Consider the following 22,460-nt stretch of genomic DNA (forward strand, 5'->3'; position numbering starts at 1 on the left):
GGCTCCTCAGCGGCTATGGATCGGTTATGTGCCAGCAGTCGTGTACCGGCCGTCCAGTTCCTCGGCTAGGCGTTGGATGTCCCAGGTCGTCGGCTCGCCGGTCGCTACATCGGTCACGTCGACAACAATCCAATTAGCCCCTCGGACCAGATGGACTTCGCCCTGGTGTGAATTGACCAAAATTTCGAAGCTTGTCTGCAGTGCGGCTTCATTCGGATACAGGTCGACCTGCACGTGCTCGGAGCACAGCCTCTGCTCAGTAGTCAGTTTCCCGGAATTTCCCACAGGCACGATCGGATCACCGACCGGATCGGACTCGCATTTTAATACCTCATCCACGGCCGCGTAAGCCTGATCCATCGAGCTGAATGTAGACAGGCCCTTGTCCTCGGGTTGATTGGTGCATCCCGCTAGAAAGACAAGAGAAAGAAGGGCGCCAGCGGTTGCACCCAGCGAACGTCGTAATTTCATCACTTTCCCACCCCCACATGGACTTTCAAGGCACTCTTCCACAAATAAGCCGAAGGGTGAAGCCAACAGAGTGATCAATCGCGGAACTACACCCAATCGCCGATCCCTGACCGGACAGTTCATGCCGGAGCTGTTTGTCTTTACCGACTGCGGCGGAAAAAGCTGGCGAGGGCGGCTTGAGCAGCATCGAGGGCGCGGTCGTACGCGGCAGCATCGAAGGTGATGGGTGGTGCGTTGGTGATCAGAGCATCTTCGGTGATGCCGTCGGACTCATCAATCCAACCAAACCTCTGCCACGTCACTGTGCTCTGGCCCCGACTGACCTGTACGCCGAGGATTCCGTCCGATACGTCGAAACATTCCCCGCAATAGAACAGCTCAGCGGTCATCGGTCTACCTCCGGGACTTGACCCACGGAGCTGCCCTAGCTGTATCAGAGCTTCCCGCATCGATGATCGAGAAAGGCGAGTGACTAGGGGCGGTACGGGTACGTCGAAGTCGTACTCCGGTTGTTCCCAGTCCCGCCACCACAATCGCAAAGGCCGGCCATCAATGAGGATGTCTAACCGCTTGCTCTCTCGACGTCTTGAGCGGCGGGATCTGTGGCTGAACTCCGAAGCGACAAAGACAGGATCCTGCGGACGGAACGTCAGGACGTTCAAGGAGCTCATCACTGCATCCTAAGCGGAGGGCGTACGCCGATGGCTTTAGGATCAAATCATGGCTGAGAGCATGGTAAAGACCACACAGCTAACCCCTGAAGGGGAGGCAGCTGTAGGTCGTATCGCAATCTGGGCAGCAATGGCGGAGCGGAATCTTGTGGACCTCATCCGCTTTCTCGAAGGCGCCGATTCTGCCGCGAACAAGAAGAACGCCACTCTCTCCGGCTCTGAAGCGGTGAAGAAGAATCGGAAGCTAGTGCGCGACAGCGCTGTTCTACTGCCCGACGAGCGGAACGAGGTGTATCGGGTCCTGGATGAGGTCCGAAAACTACTTCAAGAACGTAACGCGGTGATTCACGCCATGGTAGGTACGTCAGCGCGTGCAGGAGTCGCAACCTTTCGTAGCCCGCGGGGTAACCCAGACCGAACGCTCACCGTCGATGACCTGGCACAGCTTGCAGGGCGACTCAATGAATTTGCCTGGCAGCTCTTCGACTGCCAGATACTGGTCGCTCGCGCCCATGGAAGGAGTCGATAGGCGCGCATGGCCGTGGTGGCCTCGCTGTCCGTAGCTTGAGGGCTACACCCGGTTGAACGGCGGCCGAAATACGTGCCGAAGCCGAGCCTCCAACGCGGCAGCGTCACGCTCATTACGCGCTCGGAGCCAAGAGACGTCACAGCCCAGCAGCCAACTCCGAATCGCTGTCGCCTGACCAGTCGTTACCTTCTGTCGGGTCGGATTGCCCGTGACATTGGGCGGGATCTGAAATAGCAGTTCACATACGTTCCGACGCAACGAAGATCCCGCGAGGCTCACACCTCCGCCAAGGTGCGTCGAGAGCCGCTTCTGCAGACTCGTCGCCGTACCGACATACTGCGGTGCCCCACCACGCGACCACAGGTAAACCCCCGGCTCATTCGGCACATCCGCGCGGGTCAAACCACTTGCAGCACGTCTCGGCACCGCAAGGAGTCGACTCCAATCCTTGCCCGCAGGCTCAGCGGAGTCGGACGTTGTCGACGAAGTCGCCTTGTCAATCGCATCGAGGATGGCGTCCATCTCGAAGTCATCTTCGGCACCGTAAATGTTCAGATCGCTTTGGTCGTAGGAGTTCGTCACGATGCAACAGTATCGCCCTCAGAATTGCAGACAAGAGTAGGAGGGCCAGGCTGACCCTTCCTGCGCAGCGGGTCTGAAAGGTGGTCGTAAGCCGAACCCTCAGCGTTCCGATAGGCATCTGACGACTGCCCCACTGCCCGCAAGCCGGTCCTTCTGGCGGTGAGGTTGGCCGTCGTCTACTTTGGGAAGTACCGCCAGATGCCCTCTGTGAGGACGTCTACCGCATCATCAGTCACGCTGATGGCCGTTTGGTCATCGATGGCGTAGGACGGTTGCTGTATACCGCCAGCCCATTTCTCTGCTGCCGCTAAAGAGTTACCGGGTGCACCGTCGGGCGCGAGGTGCGGGCAAATCGAAAAGGGAACTACTCCCAGTGTGCTGTCGTCACCGGTCATCGACTTCCAGCCGACGAACTCACGACCGATCTGCGGGGTCATCACCATGCTGCCAGCGCTCATCCCAACCCACACAGTTTTCGTCAGCGACGGGAACATATCGGCCAGTCCGGACTGCTGCACCCAGTGGTTGAGGTATAGAGCGTCACCGCCAGCCGCCAGTAACACGTCGGTTTCGAGAACGAGTGGCTTCCACCGCTCTTCATCGATGCTCGGCAGCGCGGTCAATTCCAGCACGCCGACCGATTCCCATCCCAGGTCAACCATGGGATTCTCGGATCTTCCACTGATAAATTCCCATGCCTTGATGCCGGGGCTGACCCATGGGTGACCATATTGGGCGGTGGGAATGCACAGTGCGTCGGACTCGCTGATCGGCTCGCCGATCAGTTCTTCGAGTGCTGCGAAGATCGTTGGATTGGTGACGCCAGCCGACGTAAGGAGAAGCTTCACGGCGCCATCCTAGCGGCTGCGGCTCGTAGCACCGCGACTCGATCGGTCGGCGTTCACGGCGCCCAAATGCCATCGAGTGCTCGACCGACCATCAAATGCGCGTAAAACCCGCACGATGAAAAGCCCCGTGAAGGAACGATAAGTGCAACACTGAAATGGTGAAGATCGGCTACGCGCGAGTCTCTACACATCAGCAAGACCTCACCATTCAAAGGGAAGGCCTGGCCGCTCTCGGAGTAGAAGCGGACAACACTTACGTCGACCACGGGCTGACCGGCACCAACCGAGCCCGCCCCGGACTTCTCCAGGCATTGGCTGCAGTCCGGGCCGGTGACACGCTTGTCGTCACCAAACTTGACCGGCTTGCGCGGTCGTTACCCGACGCCCGGGATATCGCCGATGAACTTACCCGAAAAGGTGTGTCGCTAAGTCTCGGTAACAGTGTCTACGATCCGACTGACCCGGTGGGCCGCCTCATGTTCAACGTGCTCGGCATGGTCGCCGAGTTCGAGTCAGACCTGATTCGAGCCCGCACGCGCGAAGGCATGGCCGTGGCGAAAGCCAAAGGCCGGCTGCGGGGCAAGCCGCCCAAACTGTCTCTCACTCGCCGCCGTCACCTATACGAGCTGGTCGACGAAGACAAGTACACACAGATGGAACTGGCGGAGATATTCTCAGTCTCCCGGACAACTATCTATCGCGAGATCAAGAGACGCGCTGCGGCGTCGAAATCCTGAACCCTCACCGCGTAAGCCGGCTACGGAACAGCAGGTATACGAAGTACGGCGCACCGAGCAGTGCGGTCAGCAGACCAGCCGCCAGCTGCGCCGGAGCAACAAAAGCGTTGCGTAATTGCCGAATCAGCGGATTACCGCGTACCAGATGAGCAGCATCGTTACAAAGAACCCGGTGACATAGTTCAGCCACAGGAACCGTTCCCAACCGCGGTGGGCGAGCTCGGCGTCGTCGTCCTCCAGGGAAGCAAAGGGGACGATATTGACCACATACAGCAGAACCAGGAAGGAGGCCAGCGGTCCAGGCCACGGGGTGAAGAGCAGGAGAGCACCGCTGACCAGATAGGAGGCGATAGCAAACCTCACGGTCGCCCGGCCACCGGTCACCGTCGCAATGGAGGCGATACCGCCGGCCCGGTCTGCCACGACGTCCTGCACCGCGCCGAACGCCTGGCTCGCCACGCCCCACAGGAAAAACGAGGCCAGCAGTGCCCACAGCGCCGGCGTGAACTCGGCCTGCGCCAGCACCAGCCCATAGACCGCCGGGCTGACAAAGTGCGTGCTCGAGGTGATTGAGTCCAGGAAGGGGCGTTCCTTGAAGCGGAGTTTCGGAGCGCTGTACGCGATGACCGCGAAGACGCTGACGGCCAGCACCAGCCAGGACAACGGCCCGCCCAGCAAAACCAGCGCCGCGAGGAACGGCACATTGGTGGCAATCGCCGCGCGGAGAGTGGTCGCGTGCATGGTCCGGTCAAGCACGGCACCTTCCACGCCGCCCTTGCGGGGATTGCGGAGGTCAGACTCGTAGTCGAACACGTCATTGATCCCGTACATCGCCAGGTTGTAGGGGATCAGGAAGTAGAGGGTTCCAATAATCCAGGCGAGGTCGATCCGCCCGGCGGTCAGCAGGTAGGCGGCCGCAAACGGGAACGCCGTGTTCACCCAGGACAGCGGGCGCGAGGACACCAGCAAGGTGCGGAGGGTCTTCATGGCTGCGGCTTCCCCGCCCGTTTGCCCAGCAGGATCCACAGCGCGGGTAGCAGGAGCACAGCCGCCACGGGATAGGCGAAGTCTTCAATCGGAGCGAACCCGATGTAGACGCCGGAGATCAGCTCCTCGGAGTAACTGAAGAGCCCGAACGCGATCATCATGCTGTCGAACACGGCGGTCAGAACCAGCACGACGACGGCGGCGGCACCTGCCGCAGCGAGCGCAGTCCTGCGCCTGCCGTCTTTCAATGCCGCCGCTGTTAGGCCGCCGACAAGAAGCGCCGGAAGGAGGAACACCGCATTGAGCGCCCAGTAGGTCACGATTGCCCTCCCGGCTCGTCCGACAGTTGCCGTGCATCCCGGGGACTGCTGCTGCGCTCGGTGAAGATGCGCCGGAACCACAGGAACAGGTTCATCACCAGATAGCACAGGAAGGCGAGGAAGATCGGTTCCTCCAGGGGCAACTCGGGCGCGAGCATCACTCCCGTCATCGCTGCGGTACCCCGGTAGAAGATCCCCAACCCGATCCCGGCGAGGTCCCACACGAGGAAAAACAGCACTCCGGTGATCAGAACGACGGCGGCCCGGCGGGCGTCGTGCCAGAAAAACAGGCGCAGACGCTGGTCGAGAAGCACCATGCAGCCCAGCGAGATCAGGAGGAACAGCATGTAGGCAGCGCCCATCAGGTGACCGTGGTTTCGCGGACCTTGCCGGCCCGCAACGGCACAGGAAGCGGACCGGTGCTCAAATCCCGGCGCAGCCGCTTGATCACCAGTTCGGCGCTGATCAGGCACATCGGGATCCCGATCCCGGGGATGGTGGAACCGCCCGCGTAGTACAGGCCCTGGACCTTGCGGCTGACGTTGCCCGCCCGGAAGAACGCGCTCTGCTGCAGCGTGTGGGCCGGGCCCAGCGAGGTGCCTTTCCACGAGTGGTAGTCGCGCTCGAAGTCCGCCGGGCCGTAGCTGCGCCGGAGCACAGTGCGCTCAGCGAGGTCCGGGATGCCGGCCCACTCGCTCAGCTGTTGGATAACAGCATCAGCGACGCGCTCGATGCGCTCGCCGCCCGCACCTCCCAGGCTTGGATCCGCCGGGATCGGGACCAGGACAAAGACGTTCTCGTGTCCCTCCGGAGCCACGGTGGGATCCGTGGCGCTGGGCTTGCACACATACATGGACGCGGGCGTGGGAATGAAGGGAGTTCGGCCGAAGATCGCACGGAAGTTCTCCTCCCAGTCACCCGTGAACAGCAGTGTGTGGTGCTGCAGCTCCGGCAGCTCGCCGCGGACGCCCAGGTAGAGCAGAAGCGCGCTGGGCCCGGCTGTGCTGCGGTTCCAGTACCGCTGGGGATAGGTCTGCAGTTCGCGGGGGAGCAGCGTGGTTTCGGTGTGGTGAAGGTCCGCTGCGGAGACGACGACGTCGGCCGCGATGGTGTGCTCCCTCCTGTCAGCGGAGCGGTAGCTCACCCCACGGACGGCCGCGGGTCGCTTGCGGGAGGCCGTCGCAGTGGTCTCGATCCCGGTGACCTCGGCGCCCGTGGTGATGGTGACGCCGGCATTCCGGGCCAGGCCCTCCAGCGCGTCCACCAGCCGGGTGAAGCCGCCCATGGGATAGAGCACGCCGTCGTCGAGGTCCAGATGGCTCATCAGGTGGTACATGCTGGGCGCGGTGAACGGGGAGGTCCCGAGGAACACCGCAGGGTATTCGAGGATCTGCTGCAGCCGCGGGTCGCTCACATAGCGGCGGGCGTAGTTGTGGAGCGGTTCCAGCAGCAGCCGACCGAGCCGCGGCAGGCGCCCGAGCACATCCGGTGTCAACAGCGAAGTGAACGATTCGAAGGTGGAGTAGAGGAACCGGCGCGTGGCCATGGTGTATGTGTCCGCAGCGGAATCGAGGTACTGCTCCAGCTTTGCGCCGGCACCCGGTTCCAGCCGCTCGAAGAGTTCCACCACCCGGTGCCTCTCGGCGGGAACATCAACGGGTTCGGGGTAGCCCTCGGACAGGAGCCGGTAGCCCGGATCGAGTTTCACGAGGTCCAGCTGCTCATCGGCCGAGGTGCCCAGCAGCCGGAAGTAGTGGTCGATCACCTCGGGCATGAGGTACCAGGAGGGCCCGGCGTCAAACCGGAAGCCGTCCTCGCTCCAGGAGCCGGCCCTGCCGCCCACGGTGTCCTGCTTTTCCAGCACCGTGACGGAATGGCCTTCGGTGGCCAGCAGCGCTGCGGTTGCCAGTCCGCTGATACCGCCACCGATGACGACGACGGCGCGTCCGGACGGTGTGCGTGCCTTCACTGTGCCTCCACGCGGGATGGATGCGGGCTGGAGGATTCCAGCCCGCGCTTGCCGGTGAGGACAGCGGCCGCGATGCGCAGCTTCACCGTGTTGGGCACGCTGATTCGCGTGCGCATCAGTTCTGAGGCAGGAGTCGCGCGGATGCGCGCGGCCAGTTCGGCGAACAGTTCCTGTGCCAGGGCCACGGCCCTGCGGCTGGATGGCGGCAGCCCGCGGAGCACGGCACGGGATTCGCTCAGATCGTGTTCGATGTCCGCAAGCAACCGTTCCTTGTGCGCCTCATCGAAGTTGTCCGGGGAGACGTCCGGGAAGTAGCTGCGGCCAAGCGCCTCGAAATCCTCGGCGAGGTCCCGGAGGAAGTTGACCTTCTGGAAGGCTGCGCCGAGGTGCCGGGCGCCGCGCTCGAGCTTCTTCGTTTCCGTGGCGCTCACCGCGTGCCCGTCGAGGAAGCACTTCAGGCACATCAGCCCGACTACTTCCGCGGATCCGTAGACGTACACGGCGAAGGACTCAGGGGTGTGTTCCGCCTGCTCCAGGTCCGCGCGCATGGAGGCAAAGAATGGGCGGGTAAGGTCAGTGCCGATCCCGGTGCGGCGGGCGGTATGGGCAAAAGCGTGGACCACCAGGTTGGTGCTGTACCCGGTATCCAGCGCGCGTTCCGTTTCGCGTTCGAAGTCGTCAAGCTGGCGCCGGGTGTCCTCAGGAGTCAATCCCGCGGCGGAGGTGACGCCGTCGACAATTTCATCAGCAACCCGCACCAGCGCGTACACGGACTCCACCTGCCGGCGCACGCTGCCCTCGAACAGCCGCGAAGCCAACCCGAAGGAGGTCGAGTAGGAGCGCAGCACTACGGCGGAAGACTTCAGTGCAGCAGCCGTGTAGTCAGCGAGCGCATCGCGGTCCCGGCTCACGCCCGAACCCTTTCGCTGACGACGTCGGAGATGGGCGCCAGACCGTCACGCAGGGCCTGCGGCACATACGGTTCCACGAGGGCCTGCAGCGCGCGCTCGGTCAGGTCGGCGGCGAGACGGGTGGCCTGGTCGCGCGCACCCGATTCAATCAGCAGCTCTCGGACCTCCGCCGCACCGGTTGCGGTCAGGTCCGGGTCCGCCAGCAGCGCCGCGATCCGCGGCCACTGCGGCTGGTCCGCTGCGTAGGAGATCAGCGCAGTACGTTTACCCTCGCGCAGGTCACTCCAGCCGACTTTGCCCGTGCGGCTCTCGTCGCCGAAGACGCCGATCAGGTCATCAGCCACCTGGTACGCAATCCCGATGCAGCGGCCAAACTCTCCCAGCGCGTTCACCAGCAGGTCATCGCCGCCGGCAAGCACCGCACCGGCCTGCAGCGGCGCTTCGAAGGAGTACACAGCAGTTTTCAGCCGCGCCATGTCGAGCACTTCCTCAACAGGCTGCGGAGTTGGATCAAAAGGAGCTAACACATCAAGTAGTTCGCCGGCCGCGGACGCAAAGATGGCTTCATCGAGAAGATCTCCCAGCCGCTGCCGGGTAGCGAGGTCTGTGTCCACCTCGCCGAGCAGCCGGTAGGCGTTGGACAGCGCCAAATCACCGGCAATCACTCCCACGGACAGCCCGGCATGCTCGGCACGCGAGGGACTGCTTCCCTGCGCGGCGGCGAGGTTGCGGTACGTCCCTGACACGTTGGGGATTCCACGGCGGGTAAAGTCCCGGTCCACGACGTCGTCATGCACAATCAGCGAGGTGTGGAGGAGTTCGAAGGATGCAGCGACGGTGGCCGCCGTGACCCTTTCAGTGCCGCCCAGCAGGCTGTAGACAGTCATCACGAGGCGGGGGCGGAACCGCTTGCCTCCCACGGTGCACGTTTCGAGGTGCTCCCACATGGTGCGGTAATCGGGATGCATCGCTTCGGCGCGTGATTTGGACCGGGCGAAGAAGGACGTCAGGACGTCATCTACCAGCTGGCTGTCGGTGGATCCAGCCAGTGTGATCTCCTTGTCCATAGGTAAAGTAAACACGCGTCACCCATTGGAGGGAAATGAACCGCACCGCAGAGCTGGTTGTCCTGGCGGCTGACGACGGAACGCCCGTCGGCACGGCGGACAAGGCGACGGTCCATTCGACCTCCACCCCGCTGCACTTGGCCTTCTCGACGCACGTGTATGACGACGCCGGCCGCATCCTCCTCACGCGCCGCGCGCTGTCCAAGCGCACCTGGCCGGGCGTGTGGACCAACTCCTTCTGCGGCCACCCGGGCCCGGGTGAGGCAACCGAGGATGCCGTGGCGCGCCGCGCGGACCACGAGCTGGGGCTGCGCCTTGATCTGATTGAGCTACGGCTTCCGGACTTCCGGTACCGGGCGGTGGATGCCTCGGGCGTGGTGGAAAACGAGATCTGCCCCGTTTACACGGCACGCGCGGTTTCCCCGGTGAACCCCCGCGAGGACGAGGTGATGCAGGTGCAGTGGGCGGACCCGCTGCAGCTCACCGCGGCCGTTGCCGCCGCACCCTGGGCCTTCAGCCCGTGGCTGACCCTGCAGCTTCCGCTGCTTTATCCGGAATGGTTCCCTGCCTCCGCCTGAGGGCTGGTCACGAGCTCAGTGCCCGACGACGGCGCTCCCGGTTCTGGTGCAGCGTCCAGGCCCAGCGTTCCCACGGCGGTGCCACCCGCCAGTGCAGGGCCAGCGTATGGAACGCGCGGCGGAAACGGCGGCGGCCGGCAGTGCCGCCCGCCAATGAGCGGGCGGAAATCCCAACCTTGAGTGACCGGTCGTAGGCCGTGCGTCTGGAGGGGGCGAGCGCGAAGCCGAAGTCGACGTCGTCGTGCACCTCCGGGTCCAGACGGTGGATCCGTGAACGCACGCTCTCCCAGTCCGCGCGCCGGAAGGCGCAGTTCGAGCCGAACGGCGGCCAGTGGGCCATGGCGAGCCCCATGGAGACGAAGTACGCCTGCATATAAGCAAGGTTGGCCAGCCACGCACGGAGGGGTCCGGCGTCGTAAAAGTTCCCGGGACCGGTCAGCACGGCGAGGTCGGGTTCCGCGTCAAAACGGTCCGCGATGCGTTGAAGCCAGTCAACCGGCGGGAGCGTGTCCGCGTCGCAGCGGACAATGATGCTGCCGAGCGCGGCGTCGTAGCCGGCGGAGGCAGCAGCAGCGATTCCGGGCGCCGGCTCCCTCAGCACGCGGGCACCGAACCGGGCAGCCACCTCCGCACTGTCATCGATGGAATTGTTGTCCACCACGATGACCTCCAGCGGGGCCGTTGTCTGCTCGGCGAGTGCTTCAAGGCAGCGAGTCAGCGGACCGGCGTCGTCCTTGCAGGGGATCACCACGGACAGGGACGGCATGTGCTGATCCTAGCCGCCGCCTGCAGTTCTTTCGGTGTCGTCTCCAGGGAAGAAGAGATCCTCGATGGTGCAGCCGAAGATCGCGGCCAGCCGGAATGCCAGCGGCAGGGAGGGATCAAACCGGCCGCGTTCGATGGAGATGATGGTTTGTCGCGAGACGCCCAGTTCATCGGCGAGCCGCTGTTGGGACCACGCCAACCGCTGGCGGGAATCGTGGACAGAGTTGCGCACATCAGCCCTTGCGTTGGAGGACCAGGTAGCGGATGCCGAAGGAGGCAAAGCAGGCGAGCACAACAGCGGGAAGGACGAGCTTGAGGTCGACGGGAAAGTTTGCGGGGATGAACGCAAGGATGGTCGCGCCCGCTCCGGCGAGCAGGATGAGGTCGGTGAATGCGCCGGCGGCCGCACGGTCATACCACCCGGATTCAACGGATTCCTCCGGCCGGTCGGCGGCACCCTTGATGGTGCCGCGGTCCACCACGACGGCGTAGACGAGGGCGACCAAGGGCAGGGCCAGGCAAAGGGCAAAGACCACGCCGCCAAGCATCGGATTGGACTCGGTGACGCCCATTGCAGCTGCCACCACCCCGAGCGCTGCCGCTAGCGCCAGCCCGGCGGGAATAGCTACCCCCAGTGCTGGGAAACCGCCCCTTTTTGTGGTGCCCCACGGTGTGCGTACCTGTTGATCGTGCATTGGTTCCTCTCCATCATGTAAACCTTGCTTGACATGACAAGCTTGCTTTACACGCTGTCTACTGTCAAGCGCCATTCACTGCCAGGCAGGGGCGCTTTGGAAGGCCTCACGCACAGCGCGCAACGCGGCCAGTAGGCTTGAGTTCATGATCGCCGACCTCATCCGACGGCCGGCCACGCACGCCGAAGTCGCAGCGGACGGCGTGCGGGCTGCAGCCGCACTCAGCACCATCGTGATGGTGTTCTGGTGGGGGCCGGTGGACGTCGCCGTGTTCTTCCTCGCGCTCGGTGGCCTCACGTTGTCCCGCTATGCCCGTCCGCACCCGGTGTTCGATGCGGTGTACGGATGCGCGCTGCTGTTCGCATGCTGGAGCAGCGTCCTGAATGTGTACGAACTTATTGCCTGGTGGGACCTGCTGGTGCACTGCGTCTGCACCGGGCCGGTGGCCGGCATGGCGTACGTGCTTGGATCGCACCTGCAGGTCTTGCCCGCCGCCGGCCACGGACGCCGGAACCGCGTGGGTGTGGTGCTGCAGGTGGTGCTCCTCGGCATGGCGCTCAGCGTCCTGTGGGAATTCGCCGAGTGGGCCGGTGATGCCTGGGTCACCGAGGACATCTACGTAACCTATGCGGACACCATGGGCGACCTCGCCGTTGCCACCCTCGGGTCACTCGCGGCGGGGATCCTGCTCGTAGCACTCAGCCGCCCGCGCGTCCGGTCCTACCAGTAACCTGCCACGCGGCTTCGAAAATCATCCACGCCTGAAGCTGCGTGGACAGCTCCATTGGGCCCTTACCGGCCGAAGCTCCCGGCGCGGCAGAAAAGACCAGGACAGTACGACGACGGCGGCCGCCGGCTTCCCGCTCCGTGCGCCCCTCCCACAGGGCGCGCGCCGTCGTCGTGATCAGGGTGCGGGCGATTGTGCGGGTTGCTTCCGGCAGGTGCGGTGAAACCGCCGCGAGCGCAAGGTAGCGGGCGAGGATTCCCGTGAACAGGCCCCCGTCGCCGCCGCCGTGGGTGCGCAGGGCGCCGTCCGGCTGGACGAGGTGGGTTGCTATGGCGGTGATCAGGCCGCTGGCGCGGTCAAGGCTTCGTTGGTCTCCGAGGGCCAGCAAAGCGCCGAGGGCCGGGCCCTGGTTGTAGGTGTAGAGGTCGGTGACCAGCCGTTCGCCGGGCATGCGGATGCCGTCGAAGAGGAGCCCGGTTGCCGGATCCAGCAGCCGGGCGAAGAGCCAGTCCACCAATTGTGCCGACTCGTCCTTCCGCCCGATGCGTGCGAAGTAGAGCGCCGCCGGGGCCGTAGCCGGGGTGTTCTTGAAATCGCGGGATGTGTTCCAGAAGAGGCCGCCGCCGAGGTCTGAAGTGTGTGCTGAGATCAGGGCCGCGGTCAGTGTGGGAAGCGGTCTGGTGCCTGCGATATCGGCTGAGCGCAGGGCAGCGAGGGCTAGCCAGGCCATGTCGTCGTAGTAGCTGTTTCTCCAGCGCCCGCCGTTGCGCAGGCGGATGGTGCGCAGGAGGCGGCGAGCGCGCGTGCGGTGAGCGGCGCCGTCGTCGTGATGGGTGATGTCTGCGCGCTCCGCCGCATCGAGGAGGCAATCGAGATAGTGCGCCTGCCACCAGTAGTGCCACGGAACTGTGCTCCGGTTCGGGAGATTGACCTGCGCGAGGTGCGTTCCGGGCAGGCCGAGCAGCCGGTGGCCGAAGGCCGCGGGGACGGACGCGGCGGCTGCTGCGGCGCGCAGTTGTGCTTCCCGATGTTCTTCAGGGAGTTTCTCGGCGGGCAGTTCTGTGGGCATAGAGCCACCCTAAAGGGCGCCGTCGTCCTTATGTTTGAGCACTATGCACAGTGCGGCGGCCGGTGGATGCTGCGGTGTGCTGCATCACAGTAGGCTCGAAGGAGTGTTCGCAGCTGAGTCTTCGACTCACCCCTCGAATCGACCCCCGACGCAAAGGAGATGTCATGGAGTGTGCAGGAACGGTAGCCCTGGTGACCGGCGGAGCGTCCGGGCTCGGCCGGGCGACGGCGCAGCGGCTGTATGACGACGGCGCATCAGTGGTGATCCTGGATCTTCCGCAGTCGGATGGCGCAGATTTTGCCCTGTCGCTGGGGGCGCGGGCGCGGTTTGTTCCTGCTGACGTGACCAGCGAGGAACAGGTTCAGGCCGCGGTGGACGCGGCGGTTGAGCGGGGCCCGCTACGAATTGTTGTCAACTGCGCAGGAGTGGCAACGCCCGGCAAGGTACTGGGCAGGGACGGCGTGCTGCCGCTGGAGCAGTTCAACAAGGTCATCAGCATCAACCTGATCGGCACCTTCAACGTGCTGCGGCTGGCGGCGGCCGCCATGGTAGCCACCGAGCCGGTACAGACGTCGACCGGCACGAACGAGCGCGGGGTCATCATCAACACGGCATCCGTCGCGGCGTTCGACGGGCAGATCGGCCAGCCTGCCTACTCCGCGTCCAAGGGTGCTGTCGCGGCGATGACCCTGCCCGTCGCGCGTGAACTCGCGCGGTCCTTCATCCGCGTCATGACCATCGCACCGGGCATCTTCGAAACCCCCATGATGGCCGGCTTGCCGCAGGAGGCCCAGGACTCCCTCGGAAAGCAGGTGCCGCACCCATCCAGGCTCGGCAAGGCCACCGAATACGCTTCGCTGGTTGCGCACATCGTTGAGAACCAGATGCTCAACGGCGAGACCATCCGGCTTGACGGTGCCATCCGCATGGCACCGAAGTAGATCCTCTTGATTTCTGAGAACACCCGAAAGGACAGCTCAATGGAGAGCAGCCTCCCATCCGCAGACTTCTACGGATTCGAGTCCCTGCTCAGTGACGCCGAACGGGCGAAGCTGCAGGACGTGCGGGACTTCCTCGCCAAGGAAGTGGCGCCGTTCGCCACCGATTGGTGGAACCGAGCGGAATTTCCGTTGGAGGTGCTGCCCAAACTTGCCGCCCTGAACCTGAGTACGCCGGTCCAACAGGGGTACAGCTACCTGTTCAGCGGCATGGTCATCGCCGAACTCACCCGGGCCGATACGTCGCTGGCAACGTTCTTCATGGTGCATCACGATCTCTTCGTTGAGGCCTTGCACGAGTTCGGGACAGAGGATCAGAAGGCACGGCTGCTGAACGATGCCATGGACCTCACCATCACGGGTGCCTTTGCCCTCACCGAGCCCCAGCACGGGTCCGATGTGGCGGGCGGCATGGGAACCACCGCAACGAGGGACGGGGACACCTGGATCCTGAACGGCGCAAAGCGCTGGATTGGAAACGGAACGTTCTGCGACTACATGCTCTTGTGGGCGCGGGACACCGCGGACGGCGCCGTGCGGGGCTTCATCCTGGACGCAACACTGCCCGGGGTTACCCGGACGGCCATCGAAAACAAGATTGCGCTGCGGACGGTGCAGAACGCGGACATCATCCTGGACAACGTCCGGGTGTCAGAAGCAGACCGCTTCGCAGGGATCAACACTTTCACTGACACCAAGCACCTGCTGCGCGGTTCCCGCATCCTGGTGGGCTGGCAGGCGGTGGGCCAGCAGTTGGCGGCGTTCGACGCTGCGCGTGCCTACGCCGTCGAACGCCATCAGTTCGGGCGTCCGCTGACGAGCTTCCAGCTCATCCAGCAGCAGCTGGTGCGCATGCTGGGCAACACCACCGCGAGCCTCGGCATGATGGCGCGGGTTGCGCAGTTGCAGGAGGACGCGCACCGCGAATTGCATGAAGGACAGCAGCAGGAGCAGCGCAGCGGAGCGGACATGGCGCAGGCCGCGCTCGCGAAGTCCTACACGTCGTCCCTGATGCGGGAGACGGTGGCAATGGGCAGGTCGATCTTCGGCGGCAACGGGATCGTGACGGACTACAAGATGGCGAAGATTTTCGCGGACGCCGAGGCAATCTACACCTACGAGGGTTCTTTCGAAATCAATACCCTCATTGTGGGGCGTGCGGTCACGGGAGTATCTGCGATCCTCTGACGGTTGTTGCTGCAGCCAGCGCGGAAGTGGTGGTTGCCAGGGTGAGCAATCCACCGGGACAGTGGAGTATGAGCTCTGTTGAATCGCTGCCCCAGCTGACAGTCCGGGAAACCGCAACCTTCCTGTCGAAGGTGTTTGTGCCCACCCTGGCCAAGGGACCGATCATCCGGCGGCCACGGATGGTCGCGCTTGCAGAGAAGTTGCACCTCGATGAGCGGGCAGTCGCCACCCTCACTCAGTTGGCGGCGAAGTATCCGGCCTCGCCCGTTCTCCTCCGCTTGCCGCTGCGCCGACAGGCGATAGTCCTGGAGCCCAGGGACGTGCACCGTATCCTTGCCGAAACTCCGGAGCCTTTCGCCGCTGCCAGCAGCGAAAAGAAGGCAGCCCTGTCGCACTTCCAGCCGCGGAACTCCCTCATCTCCTCGGGCAGGGAGCGGAGCGTGCGGCGGGCTCTGCAGGACCAGGTGTTGGATTCAGGAAGCCCTGTGCACCGCTTGGCGGAGTCGTTCCTTCCCATCGTCGCCGAGGAGGCGGAGGATCTGTTGCGCGTGGTGCGCAGGTCCGGCGCGTTGACCTGGGATGAGTTCATCCAGTCCTGGTACCGGATGGTTCGGCGGGTGGTCTTCGGGGATGCGGCCGCACATGACGAGGAACTCACGGATATGCTCGCCCAGCTCCGCGCTGACGGAAACTGGGCGTTTCTGAAGCCCCGCAAACGGAAACTGCGCGCACAGTTTCTCGCCGCCGTCGGGCATCGGATGCAGGCGGCACCGCAGGGCAGCCTCGCGTCTGTGATGTCGGGGATGAACCCACAGGACAGCACCGCGCCGGTTGAGCAGATCCCGCAGTGGCTGTTCGCCTTCGATCCTGCCGGCATGGCAACGTTCCGTGCGCTCGCTGCCGTGGCGGCGCATCCGGAGGTTCGAGCCAGGGCGCTTCGGGAAGTCGCCGAAAACCGCTCACGGCGGGAGTATCTCCCCTGGCTCCGGGCCTGTGTCCTGGAGTCCCTGCGGCTCTGGCCGACCACGCCCATGGTGCTGCGGCAGTCCACGGGGGAGGTGTCCTGGGACGCGGGGACCATGCCGACCAAGTGCGGTGTTCTCATCTACGCTCCCTTTTTCCATCGCGATCAGCGGACCGTCCCCCAGCCGGATGCGTACACTCCGGAACGCTGGCTGAACAACGACGACGACGGCGACTGGGCGCTCATTCCCTTCAGTGAAGGCCCTGCCGCGTGCCCGGGACGCCACCTCGTGTTGATGCTGACCAGCGCCTTCCTTGCCCACGTTCTGGACGGAACGGAGCTGCAGCTGGAGTCGGCGGAGCGGCTGAATGTCGGACCGTTGCCGGGCACCCTCGACAACTATTCACTGCGCTTCACGACGGCCCCTGCCTACCGTTGAGGAAGTTACCGCACCTACTGTGACCCGATGCACGGTTCGATTCTGGAATGACGCGCGGGTGTCCGGGGTTCCACCGAGTGAGTCCTCAGTACCCGATGGAAGGAATCAGCAGTGAAAGCAGTGTTCTATTCAACGTACGGTGACCCGGGCGTCCTTGAGTATGGTGACCAGCCGGAACCGAAGGTAGGCCCGGACACGGTCCTCATCGAGGTCAAAGCGGCATCGGTCAACCCGGTGGACTGGAAGGTCATGGCGGGTTACCTTGACGGTGCCATCACCGCGCACTTCCCGGTAATCCCGGGGTGGGATGTTTCCGGCGTCGTTGTTCAGCCCGGCCCCGCAGTTCCTGAATTTTCCGCTGGTGACGAGGTCATGGGCTACGTCCGGATGGACACCGTTGGCCAGGGAACCTTCGCGGAGCGTGTCGCCGCGCCGGTGCGAACCCTCTCCCGCAAACCCGCGAACCTCTCGTGGGCAGAGGCGGCAACTGTCCCGCTGACCGGCCTCACCGCACTGCAGACGCTGGACGCGCTGGACGTCTCCAGCGGTGACACCGTGCTGATCCACAACGGTGCTGGCGGCGTGGGCACTTTCGCCATCCAGATTGCACGTGGCCGCGGAGCCCGCGTCATTGCCACCGCGTCCGAGCGGAACCACGACTTCCTGCGTGAACTCGGCGCTGAACCCGTCTCCTACGGCGAGGGTGTCGCTGATCGTGTCCGTGAGATTGCACCGGACGGTGTCAGCGCCGTCGTCGACTTCGTGGGCGGCGACGACTGGCAGGCATCACTGGACAACCTCACCCGGCAGGGGCGCGTTGCATCCATTGCCGACGCCGGTGTGAAGGAACACGGCGGGCGGTACGTCTTTGTGCGCCCGGTAGCTGCCGACCTCGCCACGCTTGCTGACCTGATCGAAGCCGGCACGGTGAAGCCGGTGCTTGCCGAGACCTATCCGTTGGAGCGAGCGGCGGAAGCCTTTGCAGCCAACATGGAGGGTCACACGCGCGGGAAGATCGCGATCACGGTCGGCTAAGCCCGCGCCGGGCCGCCGTGCACTTCCTCACCGTCGTGGTGGTCGTCGTCGTATTCGTACTCATCGTCGTCATCATCAGCGAGGTCAATCGGTGGGAGGTTGGCGGTCTGGTGACGGCGCAGGGCCCGGCGATAGGAGTGGTCCACGCGGTGACGGCGCGATCCGGCGGTGATGAGGACGAGGAAGACCGCCAGCGCCGTCGCCGCGGCCGTGGGCAGCGACTGCGGTTCCCCGATGAGCCTCTCCACGATAATCCAGCCCAGGCCCCACACCAGGGCAAGGGCAACCGCAATGCGGCCGCGGTCCATCGAGCAGACTGCACTTCCCATCACGACGACGACGCCGAGGCCCGCAAGTGCCCAGGCGAACTCGTTTTCCGTGAGCCAGGAAAACCCCTCAAGGGACAGGAACGCCGCGGTATGGCTGAGCGCCGTGAAGCCCGTCCAGCCCAGGAAAAGGCCGAGCGGTACGTCGACCAGCGTTCCTTCCAGCCGGGTGGCGGCCGACCACCGGTTCAGCCAGCGCAGCGACACCAGGAGCAGGACGAGCAGCACGCCGTGCACCATCAGGCTCGGTGCGTAGAGCTCCGCTTGGATGGTGAGGGCCAACGCAAGATTCAGTAACAGGGCGGCGATGACCACCCAGCCCAACCGGCGGTGCCGCGGGCTGTCTGCCTGGCCGGGCAGCCATTGGTGAACGGTGTAGGCGATCAGGCCGAGCCCGATCAAGGCCCAGATGTACAGCGAGTTGAGGCTGGGGGAGACGAGTGTGAGGTCGGGACGCAGCAGTTCACTGGTCCAGATTTCAGTTCCACCGAAGAACCCGGCCACGGACGCGGTTCCCACCAGTGCGCCGATCACCGTCAGGGTGACAAGATTGCGTCGTACCTGGTCAGCCCGCCACGACCGAACGTTTGCTGCAGCGCTCCGGGAGGTGGTCGCGGTCCAGGCGGCGGTCTGTCTCCCTGACTTGGCGGCCCATGCGGAGGCGGCGGCGGAGGCCGCTTTCAACTTCTCTGCACGCGCCGCCCTGAGTTCCGCAGCGCGGGCCTTCTCACGTGCTTGCGCCTGGTCGTCCTGCGTCTGGTTCGGGGTGCGGGTTGTGCTGGGAGCAGCACCGGCGGGCGCTGTGGGACCGGCGGTCGCAGCAGGACCAGCGGCCGGCGGTGCCGCCGTCGTCGTTCTTGGTTTTTCATCTCCGGCGGAAACCGGCGCCTTCGGTTGTGCGGCTTTCAGCCGCTCAAGGACGCTGCTCGTCTCGGTCCGCGGAGGGGACGCTTCGGTGTTCTCCCCGGGCGGTACGGGCGGAGCCTGGGGCAGCCGGTGGTTGGACGGAGTCGGCATGCTCATGTGTCTTTCGGACCTCCCGGCGCTGCTTCAGCGCGAAGAACGCTGCAATGATCAGTCCCACCAGAGTACCCACCCCCATTCCCAGAAGTGCACTGGCCCACATGGGGAAACCGGTTGTGACGTCCGAAATGTACCCAAGGCCCACCAGCCAAATGGACCACAGCACCCCGCCCACGGCGGCAAATCCCAGGAAAGGCCGCAGGGGCAGTTCGGCGATCCCGGCAGCGGCAATACCCGCGGTCCGACCGCCCGGAAGGAACCGGAGAGCAACCAGGCCGGCGTAGGTGGGGGACTTGCCCGCCTTCTCGACTGCGTTGCGGATGCCGCGGTGGACGGCGCGGCCCCAGCGGAAGCGGTCCAGCCAGTGTGTCAGCTTTTTTCGGAAGAGCAGGTACAGAGCGAGGTCCCCCAGCAGGCTGCCGGTTGCAGCGGTCAGGAGGGCGATGGAAAGGAGCACTGAGCCCTCGGATGCAAGCGAGCCTGATGCGATGACCAGGAATTCAGAGGGCATTATGGGCGCGAAAACGTCAGCGATGACCACCAGAAGCGTGACCGGATGGATCATGAGGGACCACTCGGCAATGGTTGACAGGTCCACCCGTACCAATTTACAGCGGGACGCCAAGGCGTGACCGGCTGCCGGCACAGATTCTGGGACCTCACCCGAGCGAAGACAGTTCCAACCCGCTCGTGAAGGACGCCGGCCGGGAGGACAGCGGGTCGACAAACTCGATGTGCCGGGCCAGGAGTTGCAGGGGTTTCGAGTAGTCGTCTTCCTGCTGCGGCTGCAGGACCGGGTAAAACGGATCGTTGACAATTCCGAGGCCCAGGCCGGCCATATGCAGCCGCAGCTGATGCGTCTTCCCGGTGTGCGGCTGCAGCCGGTAGCGGCCCACGCCGTGGTGCTCCCCGACAAGCTGCACCCTGGTTTCCGCGTTGGGGTCACCGGGGACCTCCTGCGCGAGGAGGTAGTCGCGGGATTTAACGATGCGGCTGTGGACGGTGCGCGGATGAGTGTCGAGCTCCAAAGACGGATCGATGGGAGCAGCGGCCTCATACTCTTTGCGGATGCGGCGATTCTCGAACAGGAGCTGGTACGCGCCGCGCGTTGCCGGGTTGATGGAGAACATGAGGATTCCGGCGGTCATCCGGTCGAGGCGGTGCATGGGAATCAGGTCCGGCAGGTCCAGCTGCACCCGCAGCCGCACCAGAGCCGACTCCGCCACATACATTCCGCCCGGCGTCGTCGGCAGGAAGTGCGGTTTATCCACGACCAGCAGGTTCTCGTCCTGGTGCAGGATGCTCAGCTCCACCGGCAGGCGCTTCTCCACCGGCAGTTCCCGGTAGTACCAAATGAACGTGTGCTCGTTGAGGGGAGTTGCCCGGGTAAGCCGCTCACCGCCCAGGGCAACCACTTCACCGCGGTCAAAGCGCTCGGCAATTCCGTCCGGGTCCACGTGGTTCCAGCGGTCCAGGATGTACTCCAGCGCGGTATCCCACGGCCCCTCCGAGGGAAGCCGCAGCCGCGTGGCGTTCACGCCGTTGCGCACGGGAAGAGGGGATTGCATCACTTATCTAGGGTAGCGGGACTGGGAGCCGGCACGCTCTCAGCAACCCACGATCCGGTAGAGAACGGCTTCTCCCTCGCTGTCCACGCGTTCGAACCCGTTCTCCGGGGTCAGATCCTGCAGCCCCGGCACTACCTCCGTTTCTCCCGGATGCACGGAGCTGATGCCGAAATCGAGGACGTACTCCACCCCCATCTCCTGAGCCGCAGGGCAGACTTCCGGATTGGTGGTGAGCTCGTCCAGGGACTCGTAGATGATCTTGCCGGCGGCCGATGCAGGTAGGGTTCCGTACGGCAGCAGCGTGGGGATTCCCGTGTAGGAGTAGGACAACGACGCCCCCGTCAGCGGAACCCCCACAATGCCTGACCCCTCCTCCACAGTCTCCGGCACCCGCTCGATGAGCGCGAGCTCATCGACAGTCAGCAGTTGGGAATCCTCGGTGAACCGGTACTTCGCGGCGGCTTCCGCAACCCCGCGCTGTACCGCTCCCAGCGGCGCCAGCAGCACACCCACAACAACCAGCACGACGACGACGGCGGCTCCCCGCTTCCTGCTCCCCTCACGGAGGAGAGCACGCACCTTCGGCAGGCGTTTCGCGAGGTCGACGAGGGCCACCGCTCCGAGGGAGGCAATGATGATCCCAGCCACCGGCAGCATGGCGCTGATCCGGAAGTAGTCGTTGTACCAGACGCCGGCCACGATCCACCGCAGGTCCGGGGCTTCCTTCCAGTTCGCGACCACAAACAGCATCGCCGCGAAGCCGTACAGGGCAAGCGTCCAGCGGTGCCGTTTGCGGCGGAGTACGACGGCGGCACCCACTAGTGTCAGCGCCGCCACCAAATAGGCTGGTGGCCGGAAAAGCGGGGAGTGCAGGACCACCTCGATCAGGGCGACGCCGGCGTTACCGAGTTCGTTCCAGTTGTCCGAGCTGCCGCGCGAGGGCCGGATCCGCATCCAGACAACTGCGAGGACCACCAGGAAAACCGCTGTGGGTACGAGGGTGCGCCAGGCCGGCTCAGCGCTGCGGCGAAGTCTGCTGTACGCTGCCGCGAGCACCATGGGCAGGCTGAGGCCGAGTGCGCCGACCACCGACGATGGGTGCGCCAGAGCCAGCCCCGGCAGAACCCCCAACAGCAGCAGGAGGTTGGCCGCCGTCGTCGTACGCAACGGTGCGCCGACGCGCATCAGCTGCACCACCAGGCCGAGCACAGCCGGCAGCAGGGCGATGGACAGCATGAATGGATAGACCACGCCGAATTCATACAGGAGGTAGGGGAAACTGCTGTAGGCACCGGACAGCACGGCGGCGCTAAGCAGGGCCGTGCGGCGCTCGCCGGTCACACGGGTCACGAGGAAAAGGCACCCGATACACCAGATCGCCAGGACTATGGCGAGGTTCACCACATTGATGGCTGCGGGTACGGACAGCCCGGAAGACAGGAGGACCACCGACACGATGGCGTGCCATCCCGCCGGGTAGAACGTGGCCGCCCGTGTTCCCAGGTATCCGAGGTCCGGGGAGGACGCGTTGCCGGTTTCCGCGATGTACCGGACAGCGTTGAGATGGAAAATGTTGTCGTGTGACTGCGCGATGTTTTCCGGGTCACCGAAGATCCACAGCGTGATCAGACCGACCGGGATCGCCGCAGCAGCCCACGCAGCAAGCGAGTGCCGCAGTGGCCCGCCGGGGTCCGTGGCGACCGCCTCCCCGAAGCGTCGCCGGATGAGCCAGAGCAGGAGTGCTACAGCGGCGGTGACTCCGAGCAGCGGCACAATCGACCAGCGGACGCCCGCCAGCGCGGCCGACTCGGAGGCGATGACCACGGCACTGACGCTCAGCGGACCGGCCAGTGCAAGCAGTGTGAGGCGACGCAGACCGAAGACGGCGCCCCACAGCAGCCCGGGGCCAAGGAGCACCAGCAGCGCAACGAAGAAGCCTGGAAGCGTGCTGAGCCAGCTCATGGTCTCCCTCGGTAGTCAGTGCGGATGGTAC

The 22,460-nt window shown here is 64.7% G+C and carries 26 protein-coding genes; 8 read left to right on the forward strand and 18 right to left on the reverse strand.

The genetic code is table 11. The features are described from left to right. Window positions 1–24: 24 nt before the first annotated feature. Window positions 25–360 (reverse strand): hypothetical protein, encoded by a 336-nt coding sequence (locus ABFX19_RS07750; RefSeq protein WP_277359021.1) that lies wholly within the window; start codon window positions 358–360, stop codon window positions 25–27. Window positions 361–611: 251 nt separating this feature from the next. Further along, window positions 612–860 (reverse strand): hypothetical protein, encoded by a 249-nt coding sequence (locus tag ABFX19_RS07755; protein ID WP_277359022.1) that lies wholly within the window; start codon window positions 858–860, stop codon window positions 612–614. A gap of 331 nt (window positions 861–1,191) precedes the next feature. Here ABFX19_RS07755 and ABFX19_RS07760 point away from each other — a divergent pair, with 331 nt between their 5' ends. Beyond that, window positions 1,192–1,671, forward strand: coding sequence for a hypothetical protein (locus tag ABFX19_RS07760; protein ID WP_277359023.1), 480 nt, complete (start codon window positions 1,192–1,194; stop codon window positions 1,669–1,671). 42 nt (window positions 1,672–1,713) lie between these two features. Here the strand turns inward: ABFX19_RS07760 and ABFX19_RS16085 are convergent, their stop codons facing one another. Together ABFX19_RS16085 and ABFX19_RS07765 are read right to left on the reverse strand one after the other, a co-directional pair. Next, a complete protein-coding gene (locus ABFX19_RS16085; RefSeq protein ID WP_404800735.1) occupies window positions 1,714–2,193 on the reverse strand; it encodes a GIY-YIG nuclease family protein in 480 nt (159 codons plus the stop codon). Between the two features lie 236 nt (window positions 2,194–2,429). Continuing rightward, window positions 2,430–3,101, reverse strand: coding sequence for a Type 1 glutamine amidotransferase-like domain-containing protein (locus tag ABFX19_RS07765; protein ID WP_346027962.1), 672 nt, complete (start codon window positions 3,099–3,101; stop codon window positions 2,430–2,432). A 158-nt stretch (window positions 3,102–3,259) separates the two neighbouring features. On the opposite strand from ABFX19_RS07765, the gene ABFX19_RS07770 reads away from it, so the two are divergent. Beyond that, window positions 3,260–3,838 (forward strand): recombinase family protein, encoded by a 579-nt coding sequence (locus ABFX19_RS07770; RefSeq protein ID WP_346027963.1) that lies wholly within the window; start codon window positions 3,260–3,262, stop codon window positions 3,836–3,838. A gap of 123 nt (window positions 3,839–3,961) precedes the next feature. On the opposite strand, the gene ABFX19_RS07775 is transcribed toward ABFX19_RS07770, so the two are convergent. From ABFX19_RS07775 to ABFX19_RS07800, 6 genes are read right to left on the reverse strand one after another with little or no spacing between them, the layout of a single operon-like run. Continuing rightward, complete coding sequence (locus tag ABFX19_RS07775) at window positions 3,962–4,825, reverse strand: prenyltransferase (RefSeq protein ID WP_277359026.1); 864 nt, start codon at window positions 4,823–4,825, stop codon at window positions 3,962–3,964. Then, the gene (locus tag ABFX19_RS07780) at window positions 4,822–5,145 is read right to left on the reverse strand and encodes a lycopene cyclase domain-containing protein (RefSeq protein WP_346027964.1); all 324 of its coding nucleotides are present in this window, start codon (window positions 5,143–5,145) and stop codon (window positions 4,822–4,824) included. Before ABFX19_RS07780 ends, ABFX19_RS07775 begins: the two co-directional genes overlap by 4 nt. Continuing rightward, window positions 5,142–5,507, reverse strand: a complete 366-nt coding sequence (locus tag ABFX19_RS07785) for a lycopene cyclase domain-containing protein (RefSeq protein WP_346027965.1) — start codon at window positions 5,505–5,507, stop codon at window positions 5,142–5,144. The genes ABFX19_RS07780 and ABFX19_RS07785 overlap by 4 nt, the downstream gene beginning before the upstream one ends. Beyond that, a complete protein-coding gene (crtI, locus tag ABFX19_RS07790) occupies window positions 5,507–7,114 on the reverse strand; it encodes a phytoene desaturase family protein (protein WP_346027966.1) in 1,608 nt (535 codons plus the stop codon). Before crtI ends, ABFX19_RS07785 begins: the two co-directional genes overlap by 1 nt. Then, on the reverse strand, window positions 7,111–8,025 hold the full coding sequence (locus tag ABFX19_RS07795) for a phytoene/squalene synthase family protein (protein WP_346027967.1): 915 nt from the start codon (window positions 8,023–8,025) through the stop codon (window positions 7,111–7,113). The genes crtI and ABFX19_RS07795 overlap by 4 nt, the downstream gene beginning before the upstream one ends. Then, complete coding sequence (locus ABFX19_RS07800; protein WP_277359031.1) at window positions 8,022–9,092, reverse strand: polyprenyl synthetase family protein; 1,071 nt, start codon at window positions 9,090–9,092, stop codon at window positions 8,022–8,024. The genes ABFX19_RS07795 and ABFX19_RS07800 overlap by 4 nt, the downstream gene beginning before the upstream one ends. Window positions 9,093–9,127: 35 nt before the next feature. Between ABFX19_RS07800 and idi the strand changes: the two genes are divergently transcribed. Continuing rightward, on the forward strand, window positions 9,128–9,670 hold the full coding sequence (gene idi, locus ABFX19_RS07805) for an isopentenyl-diphosphate Delta-isomerase (RefSeq protein ID WP_277359032.1): 543 nt from the start codon (window positions 9,128–9,130) through the stop codon (window positions 9,668–9,670). 7 nt (window positions 9,671–9,677) lie between these two features. On the opposite strand, the gene ABFX19_RS07810 is transcribed toward idi, so the two are convergent. From ABFX19_RS07810 to ABFX19_RS07820, 3 genes are read right to left on the reverse strand one after another with little or no spacing between them, the layout of a single operon-like run. Beyond that, the gene (locus ABFX19_RS07810; protein WP_346027968.1) at window positions 9,678–10,436 is read right to left on the reverse strand and encodes a glycosyltransferase family 2 protein; all 759 of its coding nucleotides are present in this window, start codon (window positions 10,434–10,436) and stop codon (window positions 9,678–9,680) included. A 9-nt stretch (window positions 10,437–10,445) separates the two neighbouring features. After that, window positions 10,446–10,667: a helix-turn-helix transcriptional regulator gene (locus tag ABFX19_RS07815; protein ID WP_277359924.1), complete on the reverse strand. Its 222-nt coding sequence runs from the start codon at window positions 10,665–10,667 to the stop codon at window positions 10,446–10,448. 1 nt (window position 10,668) lies between these two features. Continuing rightward, entirely contained in the window at window positions 10,669–11,130 is a 462-nt protein-coding gene (locus ABFX19_RS07820; RefSeq protein ID WP_346027969.1) for a hypothetical protein, read from the reverse strand. Between the two features lie 145 nt (window positions 11,131–11,275). Here ABFX19_RS07820 and ABFX19_RS07825 point away from each other — a divergent pair, with 145 nt between their 5' ends. Continuing rightward, window positions 11,276–11,860, forward strand: coding sequence for a DUF2238 domain-containing protein (locus ABFX19_RS07825; RefSeq protein WP_346027970.1), 585 nt, complete (start codon window positions 11,276–11,278; stop codon window positions 11,858–11,860). Here ABFX19_RS07825 and ABFX19_RS07830 read toward each other — a convergent pair. Beyond that, entirely contained in the window at window positions 11,829–12,926 is a 1,098-nt protein-coding gene (locus tag ABFX19_RS07830; RefSeq protein WP_346027971.1) for a glycoside hydrolase family 76 protein, read from the reverse strand. The genes ABFX19_RS07825 and ABFX19_RS07830 overlap by 32 nt on opposite strands. A 164-nt stretch (window positions 12,927–13,090) precedes the next feature. Here ABFX19_RS07830 and ABFX19_RS07835 point away from each other — a divergent pair, with 164 nt between their 5' ends. The 4 genes from ABFX19_RS07835 to ABFX19_RS07850 all read left to right on the forward strand — a co-directional run bounded on the left by ABFX19_RS07835 (window position 13,091) and on the right by ABFX19_RS07850 (window position 17,550). Next, window positions 13,091–13,867, forward strand: a complete 777-nt coding sequence (locus ABFX19_RS07835; protein WP_346027972.1) for a 3-hydroxyacyl-CoA dehydrogenase — start codon at window positions 13,091–13,093, stop codon at window positions 13,865–13,867. 39 nt (window positions 13,868–13,906) lie between these two features. Continuing rightward, on the forward strand, window positions 13,907–15,112 hold the full coding sequence (locus ABFX19_RS07840) for an acyl-CoA dehydrogenase family protein (protein ID WP_346027973.1): 1,206 nt from the start codon (window positions 13,907–13,909) through the stop codon (window positions 15,110–15,112). 68 nt (window positions 15,113–15,180) lie between these two features. Further along, on the forward strand, window positions 15,181–16,515 hold the full coding sequence (locus ABFX19_RS07845; RefSeq protein ID WP_346027974.1) for a cytochrome P450: 1,335 nt from the start codon (window positions 15,181–15,183) through the stop codon (window positions 16,513–16,515). A gap of 111 nt (window positions 16,516–16,626) precedes the next feature. Further along, window positions 16,627–17,550: an NADP-dependent oxidoreductase gene (locus ABFX19_RS07850; RefSeq protein WP_277359697.1), complete on the forward strand. Its 924-nt coding sequence runs from the start codon at window positions 16,627–16,629 to the stop codon at window positions 17,548–17,550. Here the strand turns inward: ABFX19_RS07850 and ABFX19_RS07855 are convergent. The 4 genes from ABFX19_RS07855 to ABFX19_RS07870 all read right to left on the reverse strand — a co-directional run bounded on the left by ABFX19_RS07855 (window position 17,547) and on the right by ABFX19_RS07870 (window position 22,429). After that, complete coding sequence (locus ABFX19_RS07855) at window positions 17,547–18,893, reverse strand: hypothetical protein (RefSeq protein WP_346027975.1); 1,347 nt, start codon at window positions 18,891–18,893, stop codon at window positions 17,547–17,549. The genes ABFX19_RS07850 and ABFX19_RS07855 overlap by 4 nt on opposite strands. Further along, window positions 18,790–19,497, reverse strand: a complete 708-nt coding sequence (locus tag ABFX19_RS07860; RefSeq protein WP_277359695.1) for a DedA family protein — start codon at window positions 19,495–19,497, stop codon at window positions 18,790–18,792. Before ABFX19_RS07860 ends, ABFX19_RS07855 begins: the two co-directional genes overlap by 104 nt. Before the next feature lie 61 nt (window positions 19,498–19,558). Beyond that, window positions 19,559–20,467: an RluA family pseudouridine synthase gene (locus ABFX19_RS07865; protein ID WP_346028054.1), complete on the reverse strand. Its 909-nt coding sequence runs from the start codon at window positions 20,465–20,467 to the stop codon at window positions 19,559–19,561. A gap of 39 nt (window positions 20,468–20,506) precedes the next feature. Continuing rightward, window positions 20,507–22,429 (reverse strand): DUF6541 family protein, encoded by a 1,923-nt coding sequence (locus ABFX19_RS07870; protein WP_346027976.1) that lies wholly within the window; start codon window positions 22,427–22,429, stop codon window positions 20,507–20,509. Window positions 22,430–22,460 lie beyond the last annotated feature (31 nt).

It is taken from the genome of Arthrobacter parietis (assembly GCF_039530425.1).
Lineage (GTDB): Bacteria > Actinomycetota > Actinomycetes > Actinomycetales > Micrococcaceae > Arthrobacter_D > Arthrobacter_D parietis.